This is a genomic window from Paraburkholderia aromaticivorans, from assembly GCF_002278075.1.
GTDB classification, from domain to species: domain Bacteria; phylum Pseudomonadota; class Gammaproteobacteria; order Burkholderiales; family Burkholderiaceae; genus Paraburkholderia; species Paraburkholderia aromaticivorans.
The window spans coordinates 496,815-510,579 of record NZ_CP022991.1 but is presented as its reverse complement, the minus strand read 5'-3'; the positions used below and the strand labels follow the sequence as shown (position 1 = coordinate 510,579).

At 60.5% G+C, this 13,765-nt stretch carries 12 protein-coding genes and 1 pseudogene; 7 read left to right on the top strand and 6 right to left on the bottom strand.

Annotation, left to right across the window (positions count from 1 at the left end; all coding sequences use genetic code 11):
* Positions 1-105: 105 nt before the first annotated feature.
* The 3 genes from leuB to leuC are packed head-to-tail and all read right to left on the bottom strand — an operon-like array spanning position 106 to position 3,248.
* Positions 106-1,179 carry a 3-isopropylmalate dehydrogenase gene (gene leuB, locus CJU94_RS35345; RefSeq protein WP_095423279.1) on the bottom strand — a complete coding sequence of 358 codons (1,074 nt, stop codon included), beginning with the start codon at positions 1,177-1,179 and terminating at the stop codon, positions 106-108.
* Positions 1,180-1,218: 39 nt separating this feature from the next.
* Positions 1,219-1,815, bottom strand: a complete 597-nt coding sequence (leuD, locus tag CJU94_RS35340; protein ID WP_095423278.1) for a 3-isopropylmalate dehydratase small subunit — start codon at positions 1,813-1,815, stop codon at positions 1,219-1,221.
* A gap of 2 nt (positions 1,816-1,817) precedes the next feature.
* Entirely contained in the window at positions 1,818-3,248 is a 1,431-nt protein-coding gene (gene leuC, locus CJU94_RS35335; RefSeq protein ID WP_095423277.1) for a 3-isopropylmalate dehydratase large subunit, read from the bottom strand.
* 706 nt (positions 3,249-3,954) lie between these two features.
* Between leuC and groL the strand changes: the two genes are divergently transcribed.
* Together groL and CJU94_RS35325 are read left to right on the top strand one after the other, a co-directional pair.
* Positions 3,955-5,589 (top strand): chaperonin GroEL, encoded by a 1,635-nt coding sequence (groL, locus tag CJU94_RS35330; protein ID WP_095423276.1) that lies wholly within the window; start codon positions 3,955-3,957, stop codon positions 5,587-5,589.
* Between the two features lie 98 nt (positions 5,590-5,687).
* Positions 5,688-5,990 carry a hypothetical protein gene (locus tag CJU94_RS35325; protein WP_095423275.1) on the top strand — a complete coding sequence of 101 codons (303 nt, stop codon included), beginning with the start codon at positions 5,688-5,690 and terminating at the stop codon, positions 5,988-5,990.
* Between the two features lie 64 nt (positions 5,991-6,054).
* Here CJU94_RS35325 and CJU94_RS35320 read toward each other — a convergent pair whose 3' ends face one another.
* Positions 6,055-6,414 carry a hypothetical protein gene (locus CJU94_RS35320; RefSeq protein ID WP_157763854.1) on the bottom strand — a complete coding sequence of 120 codons (360 nt, stop codon included), beginning with the start codon at positions 6,412-6,414 and terminating at the stop codon, positions 6,055-6,057.
* Positions 6,415-7,206: 792 nt separating this feature from the next.
* Here CJU94_RS35320 and CJU94_RS35310 point away from each other — a divergent pair.
* A pseudogene (locus CJU94_RS35310) lies at positions 7,207-7,509 on the top strand (GFA family protein); the annotation flags it as partial.
* Between the two features lie 13 nt (positions 7,510-7,522).
* Here the strand turns inward: CJU94_RS35310 and CJU94_RS35305 are convergent.
* Positions 7,523-8,650: a sensor histidine kinase gene (locus tag CJU94_RS35305; protein ID WP_095423272.1), complete on the bottom strand. Its 1,128-nt coding sequence runs from the start codon at positions 8,648-8,650 to the stop codon at positions 7,523-7,525.
* A gap of 126 nt (positions 8,651-8,776) precedes the next feature.
* On the opposite strand from CJU94_RS35305, the gene CJU94_RS35300 reads away from it, so the two are divergent.
* From CJU94_RS35300 to CJU94_RS35285, 4 genes are all read left to right on the top strand, one after another.
* The gene (locus CJU94_RS35300; protein WP_095423271.1) at positions 8,777-9,157 is read left to right on the top strand and encodes a response regulator; all 381 of its coding nucleotides are present in this window, start codon (positions 8,777-8,779) and stop codon (positions 9,155-9,157) included.
* A gap of 649 nt (positions 9,158-9,806) precedes the next feature.
* Positions 9,807-10,121, top strand: coding sequence for a hypothetical protein (locus CJU94_RS35295; protein WP_095423270.1), 315 nt, complete (start codon positions 9,807-9,809; stop codon positions 10,119-10,121).
* A 21-nt stretch (positions 10,122-10,142) separates the two neighbouring features.
* Positions 10,143-10,970, top strand: a complete 828-nt coding sequence (locus tag CJU94_RS35290) for a peptidoglycan-binding domain-containing protein (RefSeq protein ID WP_095423269.1) — start codon at positions 10,143-10,145, stop codon at positions 10,968-10,970.
* A gap of 388 nt (positions 10,971-11,358) precedes the next feature.
* Positions 11,359-12,240 carry a formate/nitrite transporter family protein gene (locus CJU94_RS35285; protein ID WP_095423423.1) on the top strand — a complete coding sequence of 294 codons (882 nt, stop codon included), beginning with the start codon at positions 11,359-11,361 and terminating at the stop codon, positions 12,238-12,240.
* 199 nt (positions 12,241-12,439) lie between these two features.
* Here CJU94_RS35285 and CJU94_RS35280 read toward each other — a convergent pair whose 3' ends face one another.
* Positions 12,440-13,738, bottom strand: a complete 1,299-nt coding sequence (locus CJU94_RS35280; protein WP_244221119.1) for an alpha/beta fold hydrolase — start codon at positions 13,736-13,738, stop codon at positions 12,440-12,442.
* Between the last annotated feature and the right edge of the window lie 27 nt (positions 13,739-13,765).

The window sequence follows — 13,765 nt, the reverse complement described above, 5'->3', positions numbered from 1 at the left end:
TCTTCACGTCCCCGATTCCTTTGATGCTGAGAACTGCCGAGGATCATCGGCTCCTCATGCTCCCGATCCTCGTGCTGCCGGCTTTCGTCCTGCTGCGCGATGCGCTTACGCTGCCTGCTTGCGCAGTGCCTCGACCACCGCATCGCCCATGTCTCGGGTACCCACGGATTGCGTGCCCTCCTGATGGATGTCGGCAGTTCGATAGCCGGCGGCCAGCACTGCACGCACGGCCTGCTCGACGCGCCTCGCGGCATCTTCCATCTCGAAGCTCTCGCGCAGCATCATCGCCAGCGACAGGATCGCGGCGAGGGGATTGGCGATATCCTTGCCTGCAATGTCCGGCGCCGAGCCGTGCACAGGCTCGTACAAGCCCGTTCGGTTATAGCCCAGCGATGCTGAAGGCAGCATGCCGATCGAACCCGTCAACATGGCCGCGGCATCCGAGAGAATGTCTCCAAACAGGTTGCCCGTGACGATCACGTCGAACTGCTTGGGTCGACGCATGAGCATCATCGCGGCGGCATCCACAAAGAGATGGCTCAGTTCGACATCCGGGTAGTCATCGCGCCCGACGCGCGTGACCACTTCGCGCCATAACTGGCTCGCCTCCAGCACATTCGCCTTGTCCACCGAGCACAACTTGCGGCTGCGGCGTCGAGCGCTCTCGAAGGCAGCACGCGCAACCCGTTCGACCTCCGATTCCGAATAGCGCATTGTGTTGAAACCCACGCGCTCCCCTGCCTGGTTGGTTTCGAACCCTCGGGGTTGGCCGAAATAAGCGTCGCCATTCAATTCACGCACGATGACGAGATCCAGCCCATCGACGACCTCTGGCCGCAAGGTCGAAGCGCCGATCAGTTCCGGGAACATGTAGGCAGGCCGGAAGTTGGCATATAGCGTCAGCGCTTCGCGCAACTGCAGCAATCCCGTGCCGGGGCGACGTTCACGCGGGATATCGGCCTCGTCGGCCACTCCCACCGCGCCGAACAGGATCGCATCGGCTTTGCGCGCCAACGCCAGAGTGGATTCGGGAAGCGGCACACCATGGGCCTGAATGCCCGCCTCGCCCACGGGCGCCTCCTGAGTCTCGGCATGAGGCGCCACGATCCGCAGTACCTTGACAGCCTGCGCCACCACCTCCGTGCCGATACCGTCACCCGGCATGACTGCAATCTTCATTTGAACTTCTCCTTGGTTGCTATCCGTATGAGTGCGCCTTCAATAAGCCTGGGCATGGTTGCGCTCGAACGCGTCAATGCGATCCTGATGCGACAGTGTGTAGTCGATCTCGTCCATGCCGCGCACCAGACACTGTTTCGCGAAGGGCTCCATCTCGAAGGCATGAATAGAGCCGTCGGGCAACGTCGCGGTCTGTGCGGGCACGTCGATGGCAATGCGGCTACCCGGACTGGCCAGCAAGGTGTCCAGCAGTGGCAAAACCACGGCCTCGGGCAACACGATGGGCAGCAGCCCGTTTTTCAAACAGTTGATGAAAAAGATGTCGCCGAAGCTCGACGAGATCGCGGCGCGGAACCCGTAGTCATGCAGCGCCCAGACAGCGTGCTCCCGCGAAGAGCCGCAACCGAAATTGTGGTTCGCTACGACGATGCGGGACTCCCGGTAAGGCGTCTGGTTGAGCACAAAGTCCGGCCGCTCCGCACCGTCCTGGTCGAAGCGCAGCGCACGGAACAGAAATTGACCGAAATCGTCGGAACGGGGTTTCTGGAGAAAGCGTGCCGGCAGTATCTGGTCGGTATCGCAGTTGATGGCGGCAATCGGCACCGCGGCTGAGTCAAGGTAGTTCAGGCTGTCCATGTTCAGACTCCCATGAGGCGGCGCACGTCCGTCAAACGACCCGTCACCGCGGCGGCGGCGGCCATGGACGGGCTCATCAGGTGCGTGCGCACGCCCGGCCCCTGACGTCCCACAAAATTACGGTTTGAGGTCGAGGCACAGCGCTGGCCAGGGGCGGCGATATCGCCGTTGGTTGCGAGGCACATGGAACAGCCGGGGAAGCGCCACTCAAAACCGGCCTCCCTGAACACGTGGTCCAACCCTTCGGCTTCGGCCTGCGCGCGTACCTGGTGCGAACCGGGCACCACCCATGCCTCGACGCCGGGTGCAACGCGGCGACCGCGCGCGACCTCGGCCGCGCCGCGCAGATCCTCAATCCGCCCGTTGGTGCACGAGCCGATAAACACTCTATCGATCGCCACGCCTTCCAGCGCCTCGTGAGGCTTCAGTCCCATGTAGTCGAGAGCCCGCAACATCGACGCACGAAGATCAGGGTCGGCCTGCTCCGCAGGATCGGGCACCCGGCGGTCGATTGCGCATGCGTATTCGGGCGTGGTTCCCCATGTCACCATGGGCGCGATATCCGCCACGTCGATATTCACCTCGCGATCGAACACCGCGCCTGCGTCGGTAAACAGTTCGTGCCAGCGCGCCATCGCCCGATCCCACTGCTCGCCTGTGGGGGCGTAAGGACGGCCGGACAGATAAGCGAAAGTGGTGTCGTCGGGAGCGATCATTCCGGCACGGCCGCCCGCCTCGATAGTCATGTTGCACAGCGTCAACCGTCCTTCCACCGATAAACCCGCGATAGCCGGGCCGGCGTACTCGATCACGTGGCCTGCCGCGCCAGCCACGCCAATCCGCGCAATCACGGCAAGAATCAGGTCTTTGGCGGTCACGCCCTGCCCCGGCCTTCCGTCGAGGATGACGCGCATGTTGCTCGATTTGCGCTGCCACAGGCATTGTGTGGCGAGCACGTGCGCCACTTCGGTTGCGCCGATGCCGAACGCCAGCGCGCCGAGCGCGCCGTGGGTCGACGTGTGGCTGTCGGCGCAGACGACGGTCATGCCGGGCAGACTCAGGCCCTGCTCCGGTCCAACGACGTGGACGATTCCGCGCCGCGAGTCATCCATGTCGAACAGCGTGATGCGCGACTCCGCGGCATCACGTTGCAAAGCCGTGATCATGCCTCGCCGCTCGGGATCTGCCACGGACGCGAGATCGTTCGCCGTGCTGGAAACGTAGTGATCAGCCGTGCCGAAGATACGCTCGGGAGAGCGCGGTTTGAGTCCACGCTCACGCAACATGTCGAACGACTGAGCAGTGACGTCGTGGACGAAATGCCTGTCTATGAACAGCAGGTCCTGTCCATCGTCACGCCTCATGACCCGGTGAGCGTCCCAGATCTTGTCGTAAAGGGTTCGCGGACCACTCATGGCTTGGTCGAGTTGCATTGCTTCGTCTCACTCCGTCAATTTGTCGACCATGGTTGACACGGTCATGCGGTTTCGCAATTGATTCTGGTGTGGAGGCATCATGCATCAGGCACGCCGGCTCGTTCGTGGTCTTTTGGAAAGGCACCATCGCCGATCGCGATGACGAAAGATCATCGATGTCGGCGTTCTCTAGGGCGCGACAGAATCTCGTGACCTGTCCGGATCAAGAAGTGGTTTACCCGACTGGATTTCCGGGCTACTGCACTATACGGATTCAGCAAATCGACAACCGGTTTCAATGACAACCGCAGTTTCGGCGCGGGCATGAGCAACAACCTCGGCAGCCTGACCTGCTCGCGGAATACAGACGCCCAAGCGATAAATTGAAGCGGGCGCGCGAGCCCCGTGGTCAACATGAAACATCAGCCGTCGGGCCTGTTCGCTCGCTAAATTCCGGCGCTGGACGACGGGCAAGGGGAGCCGGATGGATGGAAAAGTCACGTCCGCTCTGCGATAGCCCGAGGGTGCGACTTCCGTGGACGGTCTCAGCTAAGGTGGATTGACACACATCAACGCTTCACGTCATGCAGAGGTGTGGAATAAGAGCTTCCTGAGCTCTACGCAATCGGGGCATCCGGCGGCGCACGACCCTGGGTCAACGCTGCCGCCCAGTGCCTGGCGTTCGCATATCGCGCGAGCCCCGTTTCCCATCTGGAGGTGAATTGTGTCGGCCAAGTCGCTGGTCTTTCATCAGAGTGCGAGGCACTTGCTGCTTGACGGTGTCAACGCATTAGCGGAAGCAGTCAAGGTTACCCTCGGCCCAGGCGGGCGCAACGTGATTGTCGAACGTCCTGGAGGGCCGCCGCTGATTGCAAATTCGGGTGTGGTCGTGGCCCGGTCCATCGAATTGCAGGATCCTTTCGAGGCGATGGGCGCGCAACTCTTGCGCGAGGTGGCGACAAAGACGAGTGAAGTGGCCGGCGACGGCACGACCACCGCGACCACCCTTGCCCAGGCGATGATGATCGAAGGCATGAAATGCGTGACCGCAGGCTACGACCCAATGGCACTGAAGCGTGCGATCGAAGCGGCCGGCAAAAGCGTCGTCGAAGAACTGCATCGCCTGGCGCGGCCTTGCTCCACCATCGAGGAGATGCGCCAGATAGCGACTATCTCGGCTAGCGGAGACGGAAGTATCGGCGCGCTGGTAGCGCAGGCGGTCGAGCGTGTCCACAAGGACGGGGCAATCAGCATCGAGGACGGCTCGAAGCTCGACGATGAACTCGAGATCGTTGATGGTTCCCTGATCGAGCGCGGCTACCTCTCGCCCCTGTTCGTCGAAGCGCAGAACCGCGAGCTCGTGCTGGAAGAGCCGCGCATCCTGCTGTGCGACACGACGATTACGGCTGTCTCGCATCGGTTGCCCGTGCTCGAGGCAATCATCGGCATCGGTAAGCCGCTTCTCCTGGTCGCCAACGAAGTCGAAGGCGAAGCGCTGGCCACGCTGGTCGTCAATCACCTGCGCGGCACGCTGAAGTGCTGTGCGATCCGCTCACCCGGATTCGGTGAGGGACGTTCCGGACAACTCGCCGATCTGGCCGCTCTGACTGGTGCTACGGTCATTTCGCCGCAGACGGGACGCACCGTCGAACATGCGACGCTAGACGATCTGGGCTCCGCGCGGCGCGTCGAGATTACGCGGGATACGACCACGATCGTCGCCGGCGGCGGGGAGCGCAAGGGCATCGACGGGCGGATCGCCAGTCTGAAGCAACAACTGGAGACGCTCGGCGCGGGACGCGAACGCGATGCGCTGGCAGGCCGGCTTGCGAAGCTCGCGGGCGGAGTCGCCGTGATAAAGGTTGGCGCCGCAACTGAGGCCGCGCTCCATGAGCGCAAGAACCGCTTCGAGGATGCATTGCATGCGACCCGGGCGGCCGTCGAGGAAGGGATCGTACCGGGCGGCGGCGTCGCGCTATTGCGCGCCCGTTGCGTGCTTCTCGAGTCCAGCAGCAACACGGAGATGCAAGATACGGGGGCAAAGATCGTCTTCAATGCACTCGCCGCACCGCTGCGCCAGATCGCGGAGAACGCCGGCGCGGACGGCCCCGCGGTCGTGCATGCAGTCGCCGCGTCGAACGGTTCGTATGGATACGACGCGGCACACGCCGAGTACGGCGATATGTTTGCGGCCGGCATTGTCGACCCGGTCAAGGTCGCGCGCACCGCGTTGCAGAACGCGGTCTCTGTTGCATCGCTGCTTCTGACGACCGATTGCATGGTGGTGGGCAGGCCGGCCGCGGACAGCGCTTCATCCTTAGGCGGTGTTTCGCCCGATCTCTATGGCGGTGGCATGTGATGCTTGTGCCGGAAGCGGGGCGGCGGGCCCGTCAGTCCGCCGTCACTCGCTTCTGTTTCCGTTACCGGCACGCACGTCATCGTGCAAGGCAGTACGACGTGCTGATCGTACTCGACGATGCAACGCGCGCTTGCCGGCTCGAAATCCGTCATGCCCTCACCGTCGACGACCTGCCCCCTCTGTCGAGCGGCAGGCTCAGTGCCACCTGCCTGCGTAAAGCGGTAAGCCTGCTGGGATTGGTCGAACGCCTGACCCGCAACGATCGGACGGCGAACATACCCGGCACGCTTGTCGCCAACATTCATCGGCAAGCCCCGCACCGTTCGCTGCGCTTGCAGGCATTGCTCAGGCGGACAACGGTGCGCGATCGTCGCAAACGGCGAGCGGGTCCATCGGACTAACGGCCCGCTCATCGACCCAACAACGCCGGACTCATTCCGGCGCTTTTCTGGCGCCGTTCAGACACTACTGCGAACTCGATCGGGCGGTGAATTGTTTTTCGACGACGACGTTCTTTTCATCGAACGGTATGGTTAGCCTGTAATCACGTGCGATGGCCCCGCCTGTCGCGTTATATCCGGCAGCAGCCATCCAAAGCAGCTTCACCTTACTCCAGGAGTACCCCAAGCACGCTTCGTCCATAGAAATGAAATCAGGTTCGCCCAAGGCAAGGCGCACATCCTCTTTGGTGGTCACACCGATGACGATCCTGTCTATCGTTTCCTTTGAGACGTTCTTGCGGTCTCCATATTCGGTATAGCTGACGGGCACGACGATGTAACTCGCGCACAGACTGGCACATGCGATGATGAACGTGATTCTCATCGGTATCATCGCGCGCTCGCCTCCATCAAAATCACCTTACCCGTGATTGCCGGTTACCTGACCTGACCCAGAGCGTGTTTCTTCAGGACACCTGCGTCATCGAAAACAAGCACAAGGCTGAAGTGGGTATCGACCCAAGTGTCAGATGCAGTTTCCCACTTGTGCTCGCGCTGTCGCGAGATCGTGTAACCCTCATTCTTACGGCTGCCGACCCGGTAGGTCACAATCCTTTCGCCTTCGAACGTGGCAGACGGTTGCCCGAGCCTCAGGATGACCTCTTCCCGCGAGGTCGTCCCGTCACGCAGGAATTCCAGTAGTGTGCGGTCACCATGCGGCACATCCGTTGTGCACGCGGAAACGCAAAGAAGATCAGCACCTATCAGCCGCTGAAGGCGCCGAAAGATCGTCCCTGAAATGGATGAAGCATACGATTGGGGAGGCTGACTCATCGAAGTCAAGATCCACTTTGCGAGAGCATCGCAGGAATCCCGCATTGCGTCAGCCGGCGTCAGTGCCAGCATGTCTTGCCATGCGCGGACTGTGCGTGGCATGACAGATCACCAAGCTAACCCTCGACGCCAGCGAGGGCTTGACGCACGTCAACCGACGTGGATCTCTCAAGTCGCGGTGAGCCTCTCGTCGAGTGGGCAAGCGAAACCAATTCGTGCGGCAACTCACAGCATCGACCATTCCACAGAGGCGCGGCATTCGTGGAATGGTTCGCCGAACCGGCGCTCCGGGACGGGCATCCGCCTTGCTCATTCCCGACTGGGTCGACACAACCCTGAACCAACCGAGAGACGGATACATGGCAACGTGTTTGGCGGTTACGCAATGTTCGCGCGCAGTGCGGTGGAATTATCTGGTCGGACTCAGGCGTGGCAAAGTTCACCGGCCGCGCAAAGGCACTTTTGTCCGACCTGTGGATCAGTGGCCTTCATGGAATATCTCGAAAGCGACGAGTTGGACCTGCCATTGGGCGCCTTCGACCGGGTTGGAACTTACGAGCCGACCTACGAATTGTGGTGCTGCCATAAGGAACCCTGGTTGCCTGTTGGGGTGCGCACCGAATTCGAGAAGGACAGGCCCGCGTAGTCGGCAAGAGAAGTTACAGCCACATGCGACGAGGCAAATGCACAGCAAACACGGTTTCTGCGTCGTCGGACTGCGCCTCGATCTCGCCGCCATGGGCCTTCGCAATCTCTCGCGCGATATACAAACCGAGCCCAAGGTTGCCGTCGGCGTTATTTGAGCCTTGCTGATTCAGGCCACGCTGCAGTGGGTCGAAGATCCGTTGCATAGTCGTTCGATCGATGGCAGGTCCCTGGTTTCTGACCTCGAAACGAACTTGCCGCCCTTCGCCGGTCATTGCCACCCGCACGGGTGCGTCCGGCGTGCCGTATTTGATCGCGTTCAACACCAGGTTGCCGAGCAGTTGCTGCAAACGGCGGCCATCCCACAGCCCCCGACAGTCCCCTTCCACTTCGAGATGAATCTGACAGTCTGGGTGCGCTGCCCGCAACTGGTCGAGCTCGTCGGCAAGCAGTGTCGCCAGGTCGCCCTCTATCGGCGCGATATTGATCCCCAAACCCAGCCTGGTTCGATTGAAATCAAGCATATCGTTCAGAAGGGCTTGCATGCGAGCGCCGCTCCTGATCAGGCGGGATGCGGCTACGGACACCTGCTCCCCGGCGTTCAATGCCGCCAGATACTGGGCCGTCAGCACGATGGTCTGTAGCGGGCTGCGCATGTCATGCCCGAGCATGCCAAGCAGGAGATTACGAGCCTGATCTACCTGCGCACTGAAAAACCCGACCGATTCGGCGAGCGCCTGGTCGATAGCCTCGTTGAACCGGACGACATCGTCCGGATGCGGTACTTCGGGCTGACATTCATCCATCCAGAGGCGCAGGACGCTCGCGCGCAAGGCCCGGTACTCCGCAGCCAGCTGGTTAATGTCGAATCCGCCTCGCGCCCGCACAAGGGCATGGGTCTGGGCAGCCGTCTCTGGCGCCCCGATCAGGATGGGAGCACGCCCCATCGACTTTTCGGCTTGCGCTTTCCGCGTCTGGGCGGTCGACAGATCCTTCGCTACGGCGTGCAGAATCTGTTGCGCGTGGTCTCGCAGAGCGAGTGATTTCATATCCCCGGCTGCCGGCAGCAGCGTAGCGGCGAACGTCTCCCATTGCACCAGAATCGTTTCCATGTCCCGCACGATGAAATCGGCCAATCGCATGTTTAGCCTCAAAGAAGCGGAAAAGGTCAGTGGCCAAAGCCATGAATCCATATTACGCGCAAGTAGCTGCGTTGATTCTATCGGGTCCCCAAATTGCGTCTCATAGGGGCAACCTACAGGAATCCAATGTCCACTACGAAAGCGGAGCGCCTACTCATCGCGGACGACGACCCGGATTTGGTCAATGCCTACGTGCTGTTCTTCGAGGCTTACGGTTTCATCATCCAAAAGGCTACAGACGGAGTAAGCGCGCTCGCCGCGTACTCCGCCTGGCGTCCTGATGTGGTGATGCTCGATATCCAGATGCCCGGTAGGGACGGTCACGCAGTGGCGAGAGAAATCCGGCGCATCGGCACCGTGCCCAGACCGTTGCTGGTGGCGGTGACCGGCCAGCGCGCATCCTCCCAAAGGGTCGAATCGTTTAGGGCGGGTTTCGATCACCATTTTGTAAAACCGGCCCAATTGCCGATCATTCTGGCTGTGATAGCGTCCCGCTCAACCCCTTGAGACGGGACGTTTTCGGCGAAAAAAGAAAGCGGCGCCAAGCGACTGCTTCCGCGGGGCGTATGAGTGAGCGCACGGCCGGCTCCGCGTTCGCAAGCGCCATGGTCGATCCGGGTGATGGTGGCGGATGGTGAGATTTTCTTGGGTTTACCGTGCGGGATATCTAGACCACTGACGGCACCTTGCCCCGGAGTGCGTGATTTACTGGAGGTCCGCAGGGGCTGGCAATGCCGAAGAAAAACTATTTCTAGCGCCGCAATGGCGCCGACCCGTGTGACCTACATGCCGGAACCGGCAGCGGGTAATTCGCATATCGCTCGTACTCGCAAACGCGAGACACTGACCGGCTCTTGACGGCCGACGATTGCCTCATGTTTTCGGCATGACACCGCCCCTGTTGACGGTCGAGTCGTTGCATTTCCCTCAGCGCGTGTCGGCGTGGAGCCATCGTTCCAAAGAGCCTGCATACCGAGCCGCACCCTCCCCTCTATCGCGGATAAAGTAGTGTGCGATGCCACACATACGGCGCACGTCGAATCCATATGCTCTGGTATATCGCTCCAGTCGATGTGGGCGCTGACCTGCCAGCATCTATGCAAATGATGTTCGGTGCATGGTTTCCGTTGTCGAAACTTGCGAAGGGAATAGTCACATGATTACTCCGATATTGCAGAGCGTCGAGCAGGCGTGTAATGATTTTTCCGGCTACACCGGCGTTCCGGTCAGTCGTCAAGCCGCAGAATTCATCGCTGAGGTAATCAGCCTGATCACTGAGGATCCGCATCCCAGATGGAATGTTCCAGGAGCAAATGTCGAGAGGTTAACGCAAGCCTACGAGGTGGCTGTACCGATTTTCCTGTACCAGATACTTAAGCAGATGGACTCGGACAAAGGGATTACTGCATTCGATGCTGTGCACTGGCTGGCAACCAATCTCGATCAATTTATTTGTGTGATCAAGAAATAGCGGCTTCGCTAAAACGCTCCCATGTCATCGCCTTCGCCGTCACCGTCGCCGGGCGCACCCGATCCTCCGCCGAGCCCGTGGACAGTCCTCAGTGAGTTTTCGAAGGGCATTGTCACGCTTTCGAGTGCGATTTTTGCGCTCACGGCGACGTTCTCAGGCAATCTGCTGGGCAAGCCTAACGGTTCGACTTACATCTGGATCCTGCTCCTGTCGTGGGCGTGCCTTGCCTTCTCCATCTGGAGTGCGGCGACCTGCCATGCGCTCCTCGTCAATTATCTAAGAGACGACACCGACATCGTGAGCCGAAGTCGGGCGATATGGCGAGCAAACGCGTCGCACATTACGATGTTGCTCGGTCTCCTGCTGTTTGCTGCTTTCGCGATATTTTGCTTGAGTGACAAACCGGCAGAAATGCTCGACGCGCGCGGAGCTGCCAGCAAGACCGTAGGGGCTGCGATCGATATGTACAAACGCCCTGCGTCTGACTTCGCGCTGCACGCAGCGAATTGGGCGGAACGCACAAAGACATACAGCGTAACCTTGGACGAGGAATCAAAGTCACGGCGGCTTTACTTCGAAATTGACGCATCGAATGGACACGTCATTCAAAGCTCCGCGCAGGACATAGCAAAGCCCGTGGTTCATCATGATTTGTTCGAGGCCCAGCTTCAACTGGTCAGACAGGGCTATAAGCCTGGACCAATCGACGGTGTAATCGGAAAACGAACAACAGCGGCAATTGTGCGGTTTCAGGCCGATCACCTCCTTCCAACAAGCGGGATCCTGGACGAGGCCACATGGGCCGCCCTATATCCAGTTGACCGCTCTTCGCAAACCAGGGCTCCTTGATCGAATAATTGGCGAGAATCGTCGGTGGAAGACTGATCGAAGCCAATAGCCAGATGACAGCCTGGGCCAAGCTGGTTCTATCGTGCACCCGGCAGATGACGCAATCAATTCGCCATCGCAATGACGCATTCTGCGTTGCGCTAATGTCAACTACTGGCTGGTCACGCGCACATCGCGCGAACTCCGAAAGCGGCCGCACGATCGTATTTACCGCCGTGCGGCTGCTAACGCGTCGATTTCTTACCTACCAGCCGGCGAAGCCAGGCAGCGAACGGGTGAAAACGCGCCCCGCAAGCCAACGCATAAGCAGGCACCGATCGTGCGCAGCGACACCACGTCGGCCGGTTGCTCGAACCGGATGACATGTGACTTTCTGAGGACTACGACCATGCCCGGTTCCGATACTGGCTCCAACTCTCCCCACCTCGATGACGGCGAACAGCGACAGGCTGCTGAGCATTCGTCTCCCCGCGCCCTCGTCATCCATGAGGTCGTCCGTGAAGAGGGCGAGGCTGCCATGGACCGGACAGCCGGTGCGCTGATCATGTCGGCCCTTGCCGCAGGGCTGTCGATGGGATTCTCCTTTCTGACCCAGGCGGTCATCGAGAGCTCGTTGCCTGATACCGTCGAGCGCTCTCTGATTGCATCGTTCGGCTATACGGTCGGGTTTGTCATCGTCATTCTTGGCAAGCAGCAATTGTTCACGGAAAGCACCCTGAGTGCGGTACTTCCGGTCCTGACGCGCCGCGACTTCAAAACTGTCGTGAAGACGGCGCGGTTATGGGGACTCGTGCTGTTCGCGAACGTAATCGGTACGGTAGTATTCGCGGCCATGCTCCAGATCCCGGGTGTTTTTTCCAACGATGTGATCAAGGCGCTAGGCGCGCTAGCCACACAGCCGTTTTCCGGCAGTTTCGCGGTGACGGCAGTGCGCGCGGTGTTTGCCGGCTGGCTCATCGCACTGATGGTCTGGCTGCTCCCAGGTGCGCGCTCGGCGCGACTTGTGACGATTCTGCTCATCACCTATGTCGTGGCAATCAGCAGGCTGTCGCACATCATCGCGGGCTCGGTCGAGGCAAGCTATGCGGTGATGACCGGCGCTGCAAGCGTGGAGGACTATCTGTGGAGGTTTTTCGTGCCGACGCTGCTTGGCAATATGATTGGCGGTATCTCGCTGGTAGCCATCATCAACCACGGTTCAATCGCGGCAGAAATCCAGTCTCCCGGGAACACTGTCGACGGTAAGCCTAACGCGGCCCCGACGCAGTGAGCGCGTCGGGTACGGGCATCAACATCGCGCCGGCCGCATGCACCGTGCACACTTCTTCGCCTCCGGTGCCGGGCATCCGGCGGAAGTCGATTCTGAAACCGTTGTCGGCAGCGTCAATGACCGCCGCCCGTCGCTTGCTCGCGAGCCAACGCGTAGGGCTTGAGGCACTCGCGCAGAGTCGTCTGCCACGCCTCGCGGTTCACGCCCGATGCATTTCAGCCGCCGCCGACGCGTCATCAATGGTGGCTTGGCTATCGCCGGGTTCAACGGACTGTTGATCCGAACTCATCAGGTCGATCGCCTCGACAATTTCATCGGGGACCGCGTAATGCGCCATGTGGCCCGCCCCGGGCGCGATTACGAGCGTGCTATGAGTGATTTCGCGATGTAATCGCACTGAATTGGATTGGGGATCAATGACCTTGTCATCCGCTCCCGCAAAGATGCTGACCGGCATCTTGAGGTTCGGATAAAGGGCACTGTACTTTGCCGCAGCGGGGATCATGAACGCGGCATCCTCGGCGTCCGCTTTGAGCTGCACCGGACGGAGGATCATTTCTCGAGAAACAAAATCAAAGAAGTCGGCTGGCATGGGCAATGGGGCGAACATCGCTTCGACGGCCCGCTTTAACAACAGTCGGCCGGTCAATGGCGAAACCGTGTATCGCAGAATGTCCCCAACGACAGGGAGCGCTGCCGGCGCGGTGAGCGCAACATCGACGCGTGCCGTCGGATAGTAGTAGCCGGAAACCAGCACCAGACCACGTACGTCTGCGGCGCGGTCGGCCGCCATACCCAGCGCGACCAGAGTGCCCCAGGAATGGCCGAGCACGACCGGTTTCACGACGCCGATTTGCACGAGCGCCTGTTCTATCAGTGCGGCCTGAGCCTGTGCGGTCCACAGGCGGTCGCGTGGCCGGCCGCTGTAGCCGAAACCTGGGCGGTCAAACGCGATCACGCGATAGCGCTCAGCTAACCGGTCGACTAATCCGCTGGCGATAAAATCCTGCAACAGCACTGCATTACCATGCAAAAGCACGACGGCGGGCCCTGTGCCCTTGTCCACGTAGTGAAGCGGTACGCCGTCTACTTCGACAAAACGGCCGGCAGGCGGGTTGTCGCGTTCTGCTTTGCATGCGCGATGTTCGACCCATAGCGCACCAAGAGCGGCGGCAGTCGCCGCAGCCGCAAGTGTTCCGATGGTTTTGGTAGGTAAGGCAACTTTATTGAACGAGCGGCGCATGATTTCTCCAGTAATGGCCACGGGCGGAAGACGATCCACTTCAGAGAAGATCGGCCGCCCTGCCGCAGCGTGAATGTTCGATATTTTCGTCAGCGCCGATTCGCGCGGCCAAAACAAAGGGTTTTCCAACTTTTTCCGCGCAACGTTCATGCCGCGGCGCGCAATTGCACCCAGCCCACTCGACGTGTCACCCGAGATCGGTCGCTTCGATGCATCCGCGGGAGCGACGCGCGTTGTACAACCGATACGCGTCATATGTTCAATCTGGGGCCCGCGCCCATC